At 69.1% G+C, this 15895-nt stretch carries 19 protein-coding genes and 1 pseudogene; 6 read left to right on the plus strand and 14 right to left on the minus strand.

Annotated elements, in window-relative coordinates:
• Positions 1–108 carry an IS3 family transposase gene (locus AW16_RS18955; RefSeq protein ID WP_369794794.1) on the plus strand — a complete coding sequence of 36 codons (108 nt, stop codon included), beginning with the start codon at positions 1–3 and terminating at the stop codon, positions 106–108.
• 869 nt (positions 109–977) lie between these two features.
• Here the strand turns inward: AW16_RS18955 and AW16_RS0113650 are convergent.
• The 4 genes from AW16_RS0113650 to AW16_RS0113670 form a co-directional block, all read right to left on the minus strand.
• Positions 978–1499, minus strand: a complete 522-nt coding sequence (locus AW16_RS0113650) for a hypothetical protein (protein WP_029291276.1) — start codon at positions 1497–1499, stop codon at positions 978–980.
• Positions 1500–1709: 210 nt separating this feature from the next.
• On the minus strand, positions 1710–1934 hold the full coding sequence (locus AW16_RS0113655) for a hypothetical protein (protein ID WP_029291278.1): 225 nt from the start codon (positions 1932–1934) through the stop codon (positions 1710–1712).
• Positions 1931–2158, minus strand: coding sequence for a hypothetical protein (locus AW16_RS0113660; protein ID WP_029291280.1), 228 nt, complete (start codon positions 2156–2158; stop codon positions 1931–1933). The genes AW16_RS0113655 and AW16_RS0113660 overlap by 4 nt, the downstream gene beginning before the upstream one ends.
• A gap of 474 nt (positions 2159–2632) precedes the next feature.
• Positions 2633–3613, minus strand: a complete 981-nt coding sequence (locus AW16_RS0113670; RefSeq protein ID WP_029291283.1) for a hypothetical protein — start codon at positions 3611–3613, stop codon at positions 2633–2635.
• A 78-nt stretch (positions 3614–3691) separates the two neighbouring features.
• On the opposite strand from AW16_RS0113670, the gene AW16_RS17250 reads away from it, so the two are divergent.
• Positions 3692–4348 (plus strand): restriction endonuclease, encoded by a 657-nt coding sequence (locus tag AW16_RS17250; protein ID WP_081861687.1) that lies wholly within the window; start codon positions 3692–3694, stop codon positions 4346–4348.
• A 47-nt stretch (positions 4349–4395) separates the two neighbouring features.
• On the opposite strand, the gene AW16_RS0113680 is transcribed toward AW16_RS17250, so the two are convergent.
• The 3 genes from AW16_RS0113680 to AW16_RS0113690 form a co-directional block, all read right to left on the minus strand.
• The gene (locus tag AW16_RS0113680; RefSeq protein ID WP_029291285.1) at positions 4396–5070 is read right to left on the minus strand and encodes a hypothetical protein; all 675 of its coding nucleotides are present in this window, start codon (positions 5068–5070) and stop codon (positions 4396–4398) included.
• Positions 5071–5080: 10 nt separating this feature from the next.
• Positions 5081–5494: a hypothetical protein gene (locus tag AW16_RS17255; protein ID WP_156044184.1), complete on the minus strand. Its 414-nt coding sequence runs from the start codon at positions 5492–5494 to the stop codon at positions 5081–5083.
• Positions 5495–5588: 94 nt separating this feature from the next.
• Positions 5589–6395 carry a hypothetical protein gene (locus AW16_RS0113690; RefSeq protein ID WP_156044185.1) on the minus strand — a complete coding sequence of 269 codons (807 nt, stop codon included), beginning with the start codon at positions 6393–6395 and terminating at the stop codon, positions 5589–5591.
• Between the two features lie 217 nt (positions 6396–6612).
• Between AW16_RS0113690 and AW16_RS0113695 the strand changes: the two genes are divergently transcribed.
• The 3 genes from AW16_RS0113695 (at position 6613) to AW16_RS0113710 (ending at position 8061) form a co-directional block, all read left to right on the plus strand.
• Positions 6613–7209 carry a recombinase family protein gene (locus AW16_RS0113695; RefSeq protein WP_034649281.1) on the plus strand — a complete coding sequence of 199 codons (597 nt, stop codon included), beginning with the start codon at positions 6613–6615 and terminating at the stop codon, positions 7207–7209.
• Between the two features lie 214 nt (positions 7210–7423).
• Positions 7424–7750 (plus strand): hypothetical protein, encoded by a 327-nt coding sequence (locus AW16_RS0113705; protein ID WP_029291289.1) that lies wholly within the window; start codon positions 7424–7426, stop codon positions 7748–7750.
• Positions 7747–8061 carry a hypothetical protein gene (locus tag AW16_RS0113710; protein WP_029291290.1) on the plus strand — a complete coding sequence of 105 codons (315 nt, stop codon included), beginning with the start codon at positions 7747–7749 and terminating at the stop codon, positions 8059–8061. The genes AW16_RS0113705 and AW16_RS0113710 overlap by 4 nt, the downstream gene beginning before the upstream one ends.
• Positions 8062–8221: 160 nt before the next feature.
• Here the strand turns inward: AW16_RS0113710 and AW16_RS17260 are convergent, their stop codons facing one another.
• The 6 genes and pseudogenes from AW16_RS17260 to AW16_RS17265 all read right to left on the minus strand — a co-directional run bounded on the left by AW16_RS17260 (position 8222) and on the right by AW16_RS17265 (position 13205).
• Positions 8222–8632: a very short patch repair endonuclease gene (locus tag AW16_RS17260; protein WP_231496063.1), complete on the minus strand. Its 411-nt coding sequence runs from the start codon at positions 8630–8632 to the stop codon at positions 8222–8224.
• Between the two features lie 19 nt (positions 8633–8651).
• Positions 8652–8918 (minus strand): hypothetical protein, encoded by a 267-nt coding sequence (locus tag AW16_RS0113715; protein ID WP_156044186.1) that lies wholly within the window; start codon positions 8916–8918, stop codon positions 8652–8654.
• A gap of 4 nt (positions 8919–8922) precedes the next feature.
• Positions 8923–9765 (minus strand): hypothetical protein, encoded by an 843-nt coding sequence (locus tag AW16_RS0113720; protein ID WP_034649275.1) that lies wholly within the window; start codon positions 9763–9765, stop codon positions 8923–8925.
• Positions 9766–9767: 2 nt separating this feature from the next.
• On the minus strand, positions 9768–11162 hold the full coding sequence (locus tag AW16_RS0113725; protein ID WP_231496064.1) for a DNA cytosine methyltransferase: 1395 nt from the start codon (positions 11160–11162) through the stop codon (positions 9768–9770).
• A gap of 76 nt (positions 11163–11238) precedes the next feature.
• Positions 11239–11976 (minus strand): type II secretion system F family protein, encoded by a 738-nt coding sequence (locus tag AW16_RS0113730; protein ID WP_156044187.1) that lies wholly within the window; start codon positions 11974–11976, stop codon positions 11239–11241.
• A gap of 2 nt (positions 11977–11978) precedes the next feature.
• Positions 11979–13205 (minus strand): annotated as a pseudogene (locus AW16_RS17265) (CpaF family protein).
• Between the two features lie 178 nt (positions 13206–13383).
• Here AW16_RS17265 and AW16_RS0113740 point away from each other — a divergent pair.
• The gene (locus AW16_RS0113740) at positions 13384–14301 is read left to right on the plus strand and encodes an aldose 1-epimerase family protein (protein ID WP_029291295.1); all 918 of its coding nucleotides are present in this window, start codon (positions 13384–13386) and stop codon (positions 14299–14301) included.
• Between the two features lie 46 nt (positions 14302–14347).
• Here the strand turns inward: AW16_RS0113740 and AW16_RS17810 are convergent, their stop codons facing one another.
• A complete protein-coding gene (locus tag AW16_RS17810; RefSeq protein ID WP_197021629.1) occupies positions 14348–15871 on the minus strand; it encodes a D-alanyl-D-alanine carboxypeptidase family protein in 1524 nt (507 codons plus the stop codon).
• Between the last annotated feature and the right edge of the window lie 24 nt (positions 15872–15895).

Raw genomic sequence — 15895 nt, forward strand, 5'->3', positions numbered from 1 at the left:
ATGTTCGAGTACCTCGAGATCTTCCACAACCGCCAGCGCCGACACTCCGCGATCGGCTGGCTGACACCCATAGAGTTCGAGAACAGACAACCGATCACCCTGGCCTAAGAACCAGAAATCCGACTCCGCGGAACCCGGGACAGGCCAGAGCCTCCACGGAACCCGGGGCGGTTCACCCCGTGGTCGGAGTAGTGGGTGCCATCGGGCAAATGCCCTGATGGGCTCAGCAGCGTCCCCGTGAGCTCGTGATATCCGAGCGCATCTCGACGCGAGCTCCGGTGCCAGCCGGCCCTCGAAAATCCGCCCTCATCGAACTTGCTGCCGGTCACGCTGTGGCGTTCGTCCGGGCCCCACGAATCGGTTCGCACCGGGTCGGCTGGCTCGGTCGCGTCGCTCGGCTGGTCAGCCAGCACCTCGTGAGCGTGGGCGGCCAGATGCTGGGCGCGCGTGGCGAGGCGTTCCTGCCACAGCCCGGTGCGGACCTCCTGGGCTGCCAGGGCCATGGCCGTGGCACCGTCGAGCTCTGCCGCGAGCTCCGCGATGACCGCTTCGTCAGCGCCGCGCGCCCGTGCGTCACCGAGCGCCGCGCTTGTGGCGCGAGCCGTCCGGCGGGCAACCGCGTAGTCCGCATCCAGAGACGCCATGACCCTGCGACCATCACGCAGGATGTCGGGAACCTGCTCGAAAGGATGGGCCTTCTCGAAGGCTGCGCGAGCGCGAGCCAAGTCCTTGCTGCAGTCTCCGGCGCACCGTGGGCCCGGTCGTAGTTCACACATAGTTTTCCACCACCAATTCGGATATGCCTCGGTCTATCCGGGGCTGGCCGAACGATAGGTGGTCGCCTATACAGCGCTCTCGAAATCGGCTCTTCCACGAGCGCTCCGGGGTGGGGCTGGATGGGTGGTGGTCGGCGTCGCGTTTGCCCCGAATGGGCAAGGGGCTGCTGACGCGCTCACCCACCCCATTCTGCGCCGTGCCTACTCGGTGAAGATCTCGTCCACTTCCGAAGCGTTCCCAAACAGGGGCGCGGGGCCGAGGGCCGCGCGCATGCGCTGGCCGGCGTACAGGAAGGTGCCTGTAATGGTGGCTCCGGACAAAGCGGCCGGGTTGTCCTTCCGGTACTCGCGAGCTTCGTCCTTGAACATCCGGTTCCAGGCCGCTACGTGGTCGAGATAGCGGTCGCGCGCTAGGGCAAGCGATCGATCCCATGGAGCGATGCTGGCGTCTTCCAGCGGCCCGGTCGCGGCGATCAGGTCCGCGAGGCCTCGTTCTGACGCCGCCACGATGGCTTGGCGAGCATCCGCTCGTTGCTGGTCCGTCGGCCCTCCCGTTGTTGCGTTCAGTGGGGCGATCGCATCCGCCACGGCGTCTCTTTCGGTGACCATCACGAGCTCGGTCGCGCGCACGTCTCGCAGCAGCGACCGCATCTGCAGGTTGTGCCAGAACCACGCTGCCACCAGTAGCGCGACTACGAGCACGAGGCCAGCACCGACGAGCATCGCTACGCGGTGGGCTCGTCGACGATTTCCCGGCGGTGGTGCGTCCGCGGCGACTGCTGGCGCAGGTGGCGATGCGGCCAGAAGTGACGTGGTCTCCTGCCCCGTTTGCCGCTCTTCCATCATCCCGAAAGTCTCGTGGCAGAACTGGACATATCGGAAGCGAGGGCGCGGGTGAACATCCCTCTGACGCGCAGGTGACTTGGAGAGCGCTCAGCTCGCAGGCCACTCCACCTTCAGCGGGAACGCTACCGAGAGCACCGGGTCGTCTGGTGCGTCAGGGTCTTCACCGAGCCCGGCACTCACGACCCGCAGCACCCAATGAGCGCCCGCATCAGCCCTGTCCGGCAGCATCACCTGGACGGGTGTGGAGTCGTTCCATCCTGCGAGCTCGGCGCGCAGCTGCCCGACCGTGACGGTGTGACGGTCGGTCGTCATGGGGTAGCCAGGGGCGTCGGGGAGACCGCAAGGTCAGCAAACAACTGAGTCACGATAGGTGTGATTTCGTCCTGGACGGACGCCGCCTTCTCGCGGATGAACCACTGAACGGGAGCCGTCCAACCCGTCAGCGCCATGCCGACGACGAGCACCGTCAGGCCACGGCGCACCCACCGGCGCGGCAACACTTCGATGCCAGTCTCCACACCATCAATCAAGCGCATGCATCCACGATCGCACGACGGTCTGACACAACTCTGTTCGCGCTGGGCGTCTCTATCCCTCGCTAAGCGTCTAGTCGCTTGCCGGCCACTCAGCCACCCGCCGACGAAGGAACCCATTCGACGTCTACGACAGCGACCACGGGAGCTCCCGACCGCTGAATCAGCAGGCCGCGATGGCGTCCGTTGGCCCACTGCCCAGGTGAGACGCAGATCGGGTCCGCGTGGAGGCTCTCGAAGGCCCATAGAGCCTCCTCTCGAAGGCCGTGCTGGACCCCGTAGGCGCGCCAAACATGGGCGTCGTCAGTATCGCCAGCGCCGCTTGCGACCGCTGCGACGGACAAGTCCGCGATGCGCCCCCAGTCCGTCGATGAGTCCATGTGCCACGCGTCAATGGCGAGCTCGTCGGTCTCGCCTTCTCGCCACGCCGGGAACTCAGCTACCGCGTAAGTCGTGAGGTATCGCATGGCTGAGCGGCTACACCGTCTCGCCAGCGAGATGTCGAACGGCAGCGGCGAACTCGGCAAGTTCGAGGCGCCGGTGGCCGCCCTGAAGTCCCTGCGGCGTGAAACCGAGGTCTGAGGGTGTGATGCCGTGCTCGCTGGCCACCCATAGGCGTCCGCGCACGTAGTTGAGCCACGGCCACCGTTCGGCGTCTTCCTGGGGTCGATCCTGCGCGATGACGTCAGGGGCCCAGATGGCGTTCTCGGTGACTTCGACGACAGCGTTGCACAGGTGTAGGTCGCGGGCGTAGATGAGCACGAGGTCACCGATGGCGAATGAGGGCTTCCCGCGCTTGCTGCTGGCGATCCACGGTTCGTCACCGGACCAGTCAGGTGGGTCTTCGTCACCGTAGACGGCCTTTGCCCAGAGATTTACGCCTCTGGCCTCGGCGAGGAGCGCTGCCGCTTCGACGATGGTGTCTTCGTCTTCGTCTGCGCCTTCGTCAGGGTCGGGTGCGGGCACGGACCGTACTTTGCGTGCGTCGCTGTCTGTCGCGGCGAGCAGAGCGTCATCGACGACCGCTGCGCCGTCCCACCACTCGCCGATGATCGTCCGAGCCTCGTCAACCTGGGTGGGCGCGAGCCGAACCGTGAACTCCTGGTTGGGGTGAGCGGCTGTGCCGAGTCCCCGCTTCGTGAGGTTGCCTGAACTCGATAGCCCGTTGTGACCAGCGAGGTACACCTTGGCGTGAAGGGATGGTGAGGTCCGAACGATCACGCCGGCGTCGAGGAGTTCGCGAAGGCCAGCGAGGCTCAGGAAGCCGCTTGCGACCGCGACCGGGTCCAACTTCGTGAGCAACGACCAGGGAGAGGTGGAAGCCTTGGCGACCTTCGCTAGGTCTCTGGCCACGGGATAAGTGATGTACGGGCTCGTCAACATGACGTCCCCCTCGCACTGATGCAGCATCTTGAAGAGGGCCGCATGGGCGTTCGTCAGGATGGCGTCGCTGGTCACATCAAGAACCTAGCGGTCGCCCGCCCGTTGCTGTGGAAGTCGTAGCACGCGTCTCGAGGGGTGCGATAGAACTCAGGTGTGAGTGACCAGTTCGCCGGCTCGGGCTGGCAATGGGCAGAACAGCGAGCCGTCCAGCACCTTCGCTCGCTCGGATTCTCGGACGCGCGGCGAGGTGTCGCCGGTGCGGATGGCGGCGTCGATGCGGTCGGCACGGGCGTCGTCGCGCAGGTCAAAGACTGGGCTCGACCCGTCGGAGAGCCACCCGTTCGAGACCTACACGGGACGGCATTGGCTGCCGGGGCTCGCGGCGTCTTCTACTCGTCAGCGGGGTACACCCGCCAGGCCCAGGAGTGGGCGACCCGAAACGGTGTCGCCCTCTTCGTGCTCGGCTTCGACGGTGCGGAGCCTGTCACTCAGGCCGCCCATGCCATGGTGCGGCGCGGCGCGGGCGTGGGACGGCGGGTCGGGATCTTCGCTCAGCAGCGAATCGCGTCGGTAGACAAGCGAGTCCCGTCGGTCCGACGGGAGATTGACACTCTCGTCCAGCGAGCCACCGTTCAGGCAGCGACGGGCTCGACTCGGAAGCGACGCCGCGCCGAAGGAGCTCTCAAGATGCTCGCTGAGTACCGACGGCAGCTAACCCGCATCGAATCGCTCGACCCGTCCACTCGCGGTCTCGACAAAGCCCTGCGCGACCTTCACGGTTACGTCCGCAAGGTTCGCTCGCAGCTCTGAGCTCACCGGACGCCATCAGCGGGCCGCGACGGGCTCGGGCGGCAGGATCAGGGCTGCTCTCGCTGATAGAGCCAGATGGCGTGGTCGAGCACACGTGCGTCCACGGTCATGAGTTCGGCGGCTTCAGTGACGGCGCCCTTGGCGCGCTCGCCCGTGACCTTCGGCACGTTGAGCGCTGTCGCGACGAACCGCTGCAGCATCGTGTCGGCCTTGACGCCGGTCTCACCTGTCAGCATCCGCAGGTAGTCCCACGAAACCCAGCCGAGCCCTCGAACGGCGAGCCACGCTGCCTCGGCACCAGGCGTGTTTGCACGGAGGTCCTCGATCGTGCTGATTCCGACGGCGAGAAGTCCGGTAGCGCCGTCGTAGACCGCCTCAGCCTTCAGGACGCCACGGCGTCCCTTCCGGACCGTTCCGGGTGCGTAGCTCCCGTTGCTGAACAATGCAGGGCCAGCTGCACGCTCCGGCCCACCCACCTCATCGATCGCAGCGACCAGGTCGGCCAGGTTATCGACGTCGGGATCCGAGCCCGCAGCCTTCCGTGCTGCCCGGAAGCGCTTGAGGACGCGAGCAGTCGCTGGGTAGGTCGCCCGCAGTGAGAACACAGAGTCGAGGACGCAGAGGGCGAGCGAGCCGCGGTAGCCCGACGGGTCCTTCCATGTATCGGGTGCGGCGAGCTGCGCATCCACGAGGGCGCGGACTGCCTCGGCGTCAGAGGTCATGGGTTGGAGCCTAGGGGCGTCGACCGCTGGGGATGGTCAGATTCCACATCGCCGCTTCCAGCAACGGGACATCGCACTCTGAAGCGAGACGACCGAACGAGATCACCTCGGTGGAGGTCTCGAACGCGACTGGAGTCCACGATGACGAACGCAGGTCTTCGTAGCGGACCTGGACGACGGCGGTTCGGCCGTCGGGGTGCAGCGCCACTCGCGCGAACCTGTGCTCGTGCATCGTCAGCATGAGCGTCCAATCGCTCACCGCTGGGGCCAGGCGAGCGACGGCAAGAAGCCGCTCACGCGCTACGAGGAGCGGCGCCATCACAGTCTCCACGGCGTCGACGTCCTCGAACCGGACGCCTGCTCCTGCGGCGATGGGAAGTTCGATGCGCCCAGAGTCGGGGGCAAGCGTGAGCAGAGGTCGCATGGCGTGACGGTAGAGGGCGGCTCCCACATACGACTGGCTCCGGTCAGGTTCGAAGCAACGCGGCCCGCTCTACCGTGGCGCCGTTCGGCCGGGGCTACGTGCGGTTGACTGACCAAAGCGTGAACGCACACCGGGCTCCCGGCTTGGGTGTTCCGCCGTACCCCATGTCAATGTCCGCCGAGCGCACATCAGTCACCGAAAGGTCGGATGCTCTCGTGGCGCAAGACTTCGCTGCTGTCTCGCCGCTGGACAGCGACCACTCGGCCGGGAGTACGCGGCCCGAGTAGCACGGCAGGTTGTGTGCGTAGTCGGGCGAGCCAGACAGGAACGCCGCGACATCTTGCGGTTCGATGCACGACCCAAACGTGGATACGAGGTCTTTGGTCGCCGAGAGGCGATGCGTGTCCGTCTGCAGCACGTCACCGTCGACGCGACCCAGAGCGCATCGGTACGGACCCAGTGCTGCCGTTGCGGATCTGTTGAAGCCAACGAGCGAGTACAGGTTGAGGCGCTCCTCCACCGCTGCCTCGCACGTCTGGTCCTCGCTACGCGCGACTGCTTCGTACTGATGGGGCTGCGCGCAGTCGACGCTCTCGAACTGACCCTCGTCGTAACTCATGTGCGCGGCCGGGGCTGCGTCCATGCCGGTGTAGACGAAACAGGACAGGCTCTTCGACACCGCCGTAGCCTCTGCCCGCGGCGTCACATCGGGCGTCGAAGATGCAGCTTGAGCAACTATGTGCGCGTCGGGGTCGCCGGGGAAAAGCGCCTTCACGCCCGCGACCGCCCCGGCAGCACTGGCCACAAGCGCTACGGCCCCGCTTGCAACGAAGAAGAACGACTTGGGGCTCTTCCAAAACTTCCAGCTGGTTGCCTCATCGCTTGGAGGATCCGTCGCCATGAAGTGACCCTAGCGAGCAAGACCGTGTGTGGTGCCCACAACCGATCGGTTCCGAGCACCTCGTCCGGGCGAACTTCCGCCCGCAGACGGCGGGTGACCACAATCCTGCCCAGAATGCGTGCCCTGCTCACAACGTCACTGGCGTTTGTGGGCAGGTGCCGGTAGGACTGGTCCCGCGCCGGCGACGACCGCCGGCCCTCGATGGGAGGTGGTGCTCATGGCATTGGTTGGCTATCAGCGCGTATCGACGGCCGGGCAACGGACGGACCGACAGGACGCTGCCTTGCTCGAGGCGGGGTGCGAACGCGTCTACACGGACGTTGCGTCCGGACGCTCGCTCGACGGACGTCCCGAGCTTGCCGCCGCGCTCGACTACCTACGCGAAGGAGACACCCTCGTCGTCCTCGAGGCGTCCAGGCTGTGCCGGTCGTTGAAGGACTTCGTCCTCACCATCGACGACCTTCGTGCTCGCGGTGTCGGCGTCCGCTCCCTCGCGGAGGGATTTGACACAACTCCCGGAAAGCCAGAGTCCGTCCTCCTCGTGGCCGTCTTCGGCGCGCTCGCTCAGATCGCCCGCGAAACGATCGTCCGCAACACAAGGGAGGGCCTCGAAGCCGCCAGAGCTCGAGGCACCCGCTTAGGGCGCCCTCCCGCCCTGACCGACGAACGCCGCGATGTGGCGCGAGACCTGCTCGGCGCTGGCCGGTCCATTGCGGCCACGGCCCGAGGGTCGGGAGTCTCGCGTGCGACCATCCAGCGTGGCATCGCAGCGGGTGTCCTGCCCGCGCCGTCTTACGCGACCGCCTCCCGCTGACGCCCACTCCCGACGGCGACCCTGAGCGGGAGCAGCGCGCCTACGCGGCAGCTGGCGCCTTCGTGTCTGCTCGTCTGGCTGGTCACGAGCCCGACCCACTCCTGGACGTCCTCGTGGAGCGGTACGTGAACGGTGAGTTGACGGTCGCCCATATGTGGGCCGTCGTCGAAGAGCAGTACGTGTCCTTACCCCCTGACCAGCCTCTGGAGGCCGAATGAACGATGACCAGTACGACGACCTGAGCGTCCCCACCACCTGCCCGTACACACTCACGCGCGTCCGCGCCCACGTGACCCACGATGGCGGCCTGGCGTTCGACGCGACGCTCACCCTGGACGGCGTGCCGTTCGCGACCGTCGTGCAGGACGGCCGTGGCGGCGCCGACCTCCTGCGTCCGGTTCGCACCGGCGATCGGCAGCGCATCGACGAGTACCGCGCCTACGCCCGCACCGTTCTCGAGCCACAGGGCGTCATCTACGAATCCGAGGACGCCCTCACGAGCGAGCTCCTCGAGCATTGGGCTGCCGGCGGTGACCAGTGAGCGCGCCCACGACAGGGCTGGGTGCCCTTGGGGTCGACCTCGCCGATCGACTCGTCGCCAGCGGCATCATCGCGACGGTTCACGTTGACCCCGAGAGTCGCGTTCAGCTCGTCGTCCAGCTCGACCCACACCGCCGGCAGGTCGCAGCGATTCGCGTCGGGCAGTGGGACCGTGCGTGGGTCGACGAAGGCGACGGGGTCGGGAAGGAGGTAGTCGGCCCGGTGCTCAGCGACCTGTGCGTCGAGCACGCGGGCTGTCTCAGCCTCTGGGTGTGGGGCTGGGTGCTGCGGTGGCGAGGACTGCAGTGGTGAGCCTGGATGCGCGACCGGTTTCCATCAACTCGTGATGCCGATGGCTCCGCACTCGGCGCAGTGCCCGGCGTCGTTCGATTTTCCAGGGAGGAAGGCACTACTCTGCCCCGTGCCCGTTGGTCCTCCTGCATCCCGCGCCAAAACGGCGGGTTCCCGCAGCTCAGAGATCCGGCCGCAGGCGACGAAGGGCTTCCTCGACGGCCTCGGCAGCCCCGGCTACCGAATCATGCTCCCACACCCTTAGGACGGCCCATCCCGCCGCAGCCAGGTCGACGTCGGTGCGGCGGTCACGTTCGACGTTACCGCTGAGCTTTTCGCGCCACCAATCTGAGTTCGTATGCGATTGCGTGCCGTGACGCGGGCACATGTGCCAGAAGCACCCATCGACGAACACCGCGAGCCGCGCCCGGGGAAACACGATGTCCGCCGTGCGACGGTCGCCGAGCAGCCGCCGGTTGACGTAAAACCGACGACCGCGGCGGTGCAACTCACGCCGTAGCGCCATTTCAGGGGTCGTATCACGCGACCGCACTCGAGCCATGCGGGCGCTGGTCTTCGGGTTGACGTCCACCCTGACGATCTTCGCCCCGTCAGGCAAATTCGGCGAACCCCGTGCGCGGCTTCGTGGGGACGATCTCGCCGCGCCGCTTCATTGCCAGCTCGCCACACGCGACGCAGCGGTACCACTTCGCGAACTCGACCAGCTGCTCTCCCCGGCCGACGAGCCTCAGGTCACCGCTGCATGACGGGCAGGCACCCGAGAGTGACTCCGCGTGCTCCTCGTCGTCGCGCCAGAGCAGCCCGCATTCCGGACAGTCGAACCGGACACCGGCGCGCCACACTCGCTTCGAAGCCATGGGACTACAGGTCCGCCACGCCAGCCCCGGCGGCCTGACGGTAGATCGCTCGGTCCTGGTCGTCGATCTCTTTGGCGGGCACGAGCTTGTAGTGCGCCTCGCGCAGGACGCGGATTTGGTCGTCCTGGACCGTCAGTTCGAACAGCGCGATGACGCCGCCCGCCATGAACTGCGCAGCGATCGGGCGTGCGACGAGCTTCGGCCACTTGTCCCTGCAGACAGCGAGATCCTGCTCCGCCTGAGTCACCCCGAGCTCGTCGTTACCGCCCTTGGCCTGCACCGGAAGGATGTACTGCTCACCCCAGCGGTCCACCGCGACGTAGAGCTCGTCAACCTCGACCTGGCCGATGCCTCTTGCCGTCGTCCGAAGGTGGTTCTGAAGCGAGTACGCAGTCACGCCCAGGAAGACATCGATGAGACGGTTGTAGCGCACGAGAGCGAGCAGGGCTTGCTCGTCATTCAGGGCTGTCGCGCCGATGATCTCGGGGGTCGAATCCGGGATCTTTGTGGTGACCAGCATCGGGTTCGGCTTTACGCGTGCCTGAGCTGGGATCGCGACGAACTTGTATTTCGCCCTCCCGTCGCCTCGAATGATCCACTCCATACCATCGGGCGCGCGGTCCTTGATCGAGTCTGGCAGCGCACGACGATAGCGGAACGCGTACGGTACGTCGCCGAGGTTGCCAATACGCGGGCTGCCGAGCGCATCAGTCGCGTCATTTATCTCGGGACGAGTCCACGCGATCTCCGTTGCACCAGCGGTGTAGTGAGCGTCGAAGATGAGCTCGATGACCCGGTCATAGAGAGTGCCCTTGTCGGTCGCGTCGTCGGTGGAGTCGGCAGCCAAGATCAGCCAACCTTCCGGTCTCGGTGAGGGATGACACGCTCGGCGATACCAAAATGTCGCTCCGCCTGCGAGGCGGTGAACGACAGCAGCTCCTCGCGCCCGGGCTTGATCTCCGCGCCATGTGTCGGTGCGACCCCGTCGGCGGCGAGCAGTTGCGCCGCGACAGCGCGCCCAAGCAGCGGGGGCACTGAGTTGCCGATTTCCCGGAACCCGTTCCACTTAGTCACGTGGAATCGGAACCAGTCCGGGTAGCCGTGCAGACGCGCGGCCTCGCGGACTGTGATGACACGCGGGAGCGTGGGGTGGATCGGGCGTGGCGCGGTGTAGGCACCACGGTCGGACGCGGTGCCCGCACGAAGCGTGTTGCACGCACCCTCAGGGTGCAGCCGCAGGAACCGGGAGACGGCCTCGGTCGTACCCGGCGCCGTCGAGGCGAACCGCTCGATGGACACCCCGGTGTGCACGGTTCTGGTCGACGAAGTCAGGACGGTCGGCGCGAAACGCCTCGGGTGCGAGAAGTCGTTAATGCTCTGGACGGCACCCCGCAGCGGTGCCGCGTACTCGGAGGGCTTGCCAAACTTCGCCTTCACGCTGTCACCATCGAGCAGCTCCTGGAAGACGTCGGCATCCGGCAAGTCGCCAAGCGCGTCCCAGACGGTCGGTCCCAGCGGGAGCGACCCAGCGTCTACTGGCAGCCCCTTCGGGCTGCGGCCGCGGTGCGTCGGCTCGGGATAAGAGGGCACAGGCACATCGGCGCGCGAGCCGATCAGGAAGAGACGGCGACGGGACTGCGGCACCCCGAAGTCGCTCGCCTGCAGGACCTTGTAGGGCAGCTCGACTCGGTAGCCAGCGCCATCCATGAGTTCGACGACCTCGTCGAGCAGACGCCGGTGGTCGCCGACGGTGAGGCCCGCCACGTTCTCCATGACGAAGTACCTGGGCTGCAACTCGATCACCAGGCGGGCGAACTCCCCAAGCAGCGCGTTTCGCGGATCGTCGAGCGCCCGCTTGCCGATCAATGAGATGCCCTGGCACGGCGGACCGCCCGCGACGACGTGGATCTCGCGGTCACCGATGCTCGACTTGGCACGGAGCTCCGCTCCCGTCATAGTCGAGACGTCACGGCAGAAAGTCGCCGCGTCGGGGAAGTTGTACTCGTGGACGGCCGCGTGGATGGGGTCGTACTCGACGGCGGCAGCGACCTCGTACCCCGCCTGCTCGAAGCCTAGAGACAGCCCTCCCGCTCCGGCGAAGAGGTCAACGGCGAGGGGGCGCGAACTACTCATGTGCGGGAACACTACGGGCTTTTCCAGGGCGGCGCCGGGACGTCGCGGCGGGTGTCGAGAGACCGTTCGACCGATGCCCACGAACCGGCCGGTCGGAGAGACGGAAGTCATGCACGCAGGTGGCGCGCAAGCATGCACGCAACAGAGCAGGTCGCCGAGGGGAGTCGGGATCGCCGCCGCGGGGCGGCTAGCCCTTGCCCTTCGACCGAGTCGCCATAGCAGCGCCTACGGTCGCGCATGTACCCGGGGAATTCGTGCCCTGACCTGGGATTATATACCTCGCCCTCTCCAAATTACGGGACTCGTCGCGCAGGAACTGCGACAGCGTGCGCAGGAGGCGTCCGAGGTCGGTCCCCTCGACGTCGCGCGTCAGGCGCAGCGCCTCGACGATCCGGTCCGCCACCGGGTCGGCGAGCCGGTCCTTGAGCAGGTCGAGGCAGTCGTCGAACCTCCCGGTCGCCCGGTAGTCCTCGGCGAACGCGCGGAAGGCCGGCTGCAGCTCGACCGGTCCGCGCTCTGCGAGCTGCACGACCGCCTCGGGCAGCGCGAGGCCGGCACGGATGCCCGATCCCAGGTGGTCGACGACCTCGGGCCAGACCTCCCGCAGCCGCGCACGTCGCCGCCGCGCGCGGCCACGGACGTACGCCCACGGCGTGCCCGCCGCGAACGTCGCGAAGCACAGCGCGATCGTGGGGGTCCGCGTGAGCCCGAGCCCGACCACCAGGACGACGAGCGCGAGCACGACGCTGGCAGCGGCCAGCCCACCGGGGGTGACGCCGGTGATCCCGGCTTGGACGAGCACGTCGCGGGTCCGGGTCGCCCACGACGCGGCGCCCCGCGCGTCGGGTCGCTCCGGGGTCGCCCAGAACGACGACCACACGCACGCGAGCCCTGCCCCGAGGAGCAGGCCGACGACCACCCCCACGCTCAGTCCCTCGCCCGCAGCAGCGCAGCCAGGTCGTACCCGTTGCGCGCGAAGCGCTCCGCGTGCGGCGCGAAGCCGTCGGCGCGCACGAGGCGGTCGCCGCGCGTGGTGAACACGTCGGCGGTCTCGACGGCCCCCCGCTCGACGCGTCCCGGCACCGCGACGATCTCGCGCGTGCGTCGGCGCCCCGCGCCGTCGACGTCCAGGTGCACGACCAGGTCGACCGCGGACGCGACGGTCGGGACGACGAACGAGCTCGACACGTTCTCCCCGGCGAGCAGCGGGAGCGTGCACAGCTTCGTCAGGGCCTCGCGCGCCGAGTTCGCGTGGATGGTGCACATCGCGGGGAGCCCAGCGTTCAGTGCGACGAGCAGGTCGAACGCCTCGGCCTCGCGCACCTCGCCCACCACCAGGCGGCTCGGGCGCATCCGCAGCGCCTCCTTGACGAGGCGTCGCAGCGGCACCTCACCGGTCCCCTCGAGCGACGCCTGCCGGCACTGCATCGCGACCCAGTCGCGCGCCGCGGGCCTGAGCTCGAACACCTCCTCGCAGCTCACGACGCGCTCACGCGGTCCGATCGCACCCGCGAGCGCGTTGAGCATGGTCGTCTTGCCGGCCTGCGTCGCTCCCGAGACCAGGACGTTGAGGCCCGATCGCACGGCTGCGGACAGGAACGTCGCGGCGTGCGGCGTGAGGCTTCCGAGGGTCACCATCGCGTCGAGACTGGTGGCGCGCACGACGTGCTTGCGGATGTTGACCGACCAGTGCCGCCGCGTGATGTCGGGGATCACGCAGTGCACGCGCTCGCCGCCGGGAAGCGCGGCGTCGACGAAGGGCGAGCTGACGTCGAGGCGTCGGCCGCTGCTGCGCAGCATCTGCTCGACGAGGTCGCGCACCTGCACGTCGGTGAGCATCGTCGTAGTCAGCTCGGCCTCGCCGCGCCGCGCGACGAACACCTGCGCGGGCGAGTTGATCCAGATCTCCTCGACCTCCGGGTCGTCGAGGTACTGCTGCAGCGGGCCCAGTCCCGCGACCGCGTCGACGACCGCCTTGTGCGCGGCGCCCGGGTCCGGCAGGACCGGCACGGCACCGAGCAGCGACCGCTCGTCTTAGTCGGCGATCGCCGCGTCGACCAGCGCGAGGATGCCCGAGCGGTCTCGCGACGGGTCGATGCCCCGCCGTCGGATCAGCTCGCGCACCTCGCTCTCGAGGATCGCCACCCCGTCCACACGGCCCCCTGACGTCTGATTTCTGTGCTTTTGCGCGAGTTCGCACCCTAGGGCAACCGCGCGGCGCGTACAGCCATCTGTCCACAGGGCGTGCGCAGCCTCACCCGCACGGGTGACCGGTTCGCCCGCGCGGACGCCGATCGCACCCGGGAGACGAGGCGCACTACCGTGGCCCCTTGTGAACGACGTCGCCGCAGTCCTGCCCACCCGTACCCAGCACGCCCTGACCCTGGGCGACCAGCGCGCGGTGGTCGCAGCGGTCGGCGCGAGCCTGCGCAGCTACACGGTCGGCGAGCGGGACGTGGTGCTCCCGTTCGACGAGAACGACCCGGCTCCCGCGTTCTCGGGCGCCGTCCTCGCGCCGTGGCCCAACCGGCTGGCGGACGGCGAGTACGTGCGCGACGGCGTGACGTACGAGGTGCCGATCACCGAGCACGCGCGCCGCACGGCGCTGCACGGGCTGGTGTCGTTCACGGAGTTCGCCCTGACGTCGTCGTCGGGGACGTCCGTGACGCTCGAGCACACGACGGTCCCGACGCACGGCTACCCGTGGCAGGTGCGCGTCTCCGTGACCTACACGCTCACGGACGACGGGCTGCACGTCACGATCGAGGCGACCAACGTCGGCACGGGCGTCGCGCCCTACGGCACCGGGGTCCACCCGTGGCTGTCCCCGGGTGACGCCGCGGTCGACGACTGCACGCTCAGCGTCGGCGCCGCGCGCCACGTGCTCGTCGACGACCGCCTGCTGCCGACGGGCGACGAGCCCGTCGGGCCCGGGACGGACCTGCGTGAGCCGCTCGCGCTGCGGGGGGTCGCGTTCGACGACGCCTGGACCTCCCCGGAGCGCGACACCGACGGGCGATCGTGGGCCCGGTTCACCTCGCCCGACGGCCGAACCGTCGCGATGTGGGCCGACGAGGCCGCCGAGGCGTGGCAGGTGTGCACGGGCGACGGCATCCCGCTGATCGAGCGCCGCGGCGTCGCCGTCGAGCCGATGACGTGCATCGCGGACGCGTTCCGCACTGGCGAGGACCTCGTCGAGCTCGCACCGGGCGGGCAGCACGTGCTCACGTGGGGCCTGCGCCTGGAGTGAGCGGTCCGCGCGACGCGGGCGGGACGACGGCGGGCGTCGTCACGCCTCAGCCGTAGTACTCCCCGTCGGCCTTGACGCCCTTCGAGTACTCCCAGTGCCAGCGCTCGTACGGACCGCTGCCGCCGGGCTTCGCCCAGCTCGGGTTCTCCCAGCCGAACCGCGGCGCGTTCGCGTTGATCCACGCCCACTTCACGCCGCTCGTGAGCGGGGAGCACAGGTCGACCGCCAGGCCCCACCCGTGGTTGCTCTTGCCGGGTGCGGCGGCCAGGCCGCCCTTCTCGCTCTTGAGGTAGCGCTGCTCGGCGAGCGTGCGGTACCCCGACGCGAGGCACATGTCGGCACCGAACGCCGCGACGTAGGCCTGGTTGAACTGGGCGAGGCTCGAGGCGGCGTCCGCGCGCAGGCGCGTGTGGCCGTCCCACAGGGTGCACAGGTCCTTCTGCGCCAGCATGCCGTTCTGGCCGGGCGCGCGTGCCGCGGGGTCGCAGCCCGGCAGGGCGCTGGTGCGGTCCAGGCTGCGCGTCGCGGCCTCGATGTCACGGTCGGACAGCACGCCCGCGGTGGTCTGCAAGGACGCGGGCGGGACGAGCGAGGACTGCGTCGAGGTGAGCGCCGTGACCGTCGACGGCAGCGCGACCTTGGCGACCGGCTCGCCCGAGATCACCTCGGCGCCCGCGATCGCGCCCTGGCTGACCGGGATGACGACCGTGAGCGCGGCGAGCGTGCCGAGGACGCCGACCCTCGTCGCGGCGCGCGCGGGCCGGTGGTGACGCGGCATCCCGACGGCCGCGGTCCGACGCGTGCCGGCCCGGTGCGCGCGGACCACCGTGGCGTGGGCGGTGCTCCCGCCCTGAGGAGACGGCAGCGCGGAGGACCGCGCGGCGGGCGCGGCCTCGGCCGACGAGTCGGCGGGCGCGACGACGACGAGGGGCACGGTGGCGGTCGCGGGCGCGGACTGCGTCGCGGGTGCGGGCTGCTCGGGTGCCGGCGCAGGCCGCTGGGACACCTGGGGGGCCCCGGGCTCGCGCACCGCGTGCTGGACGGGCATCGCCGCGCGTGCGTCGAGGCTCGACGTGACGGAACGCGTGGCGCGTTCGTCGGCCTCGGGCTCGCCGTGGTGCCACGCGTGAGCGGGGGCGCCCTCCCGGGCATCCTCGGGTGCGACGGCCGGCTCGCGGACGGCCGAGGGACGAGGGGTCCAGGACGGCACGCCGGAGTGCGGCGTCGAGACCTGCTCGGCGGCGACCGCCGGCTCGACCACGCCGACCGCGACCGTCGGCGTCGGCCCGGAGTGCACCGGCTCCGCCGGACGCGGCACGAAGCCCGAGGGACCCGGGCTCCACGCGGTCGTCGGAGGCATGCCGACCGTCCGGCGTGCACCTGCGGGACCGACCGGCCCGGCCTGGGACGGACGCACCGACGCCGGGCGGACGGGGGCCGCTGCCGGGACGCGCGCCGCGGCGCGGAGCTCGGCCTCCGCAGCCGCACGTCGCTCGGCCTCACGCAGGCTGCGGCGGGTGGGTGCCACGTCGACCGGGGCGTCGGAACGCACGCCGTCGGGACCCGGCACGGCACCTCCTCGGTCGGCAGAGAG

The organism is Cellulomonas sp. HZM, assembly GCF_000708885.1.
Classification (GTDB): Bacteria; Actinomycetota; Actinomycetes; order Actinomycetales; family Cellulomonadaceae; genus Cellulomonas.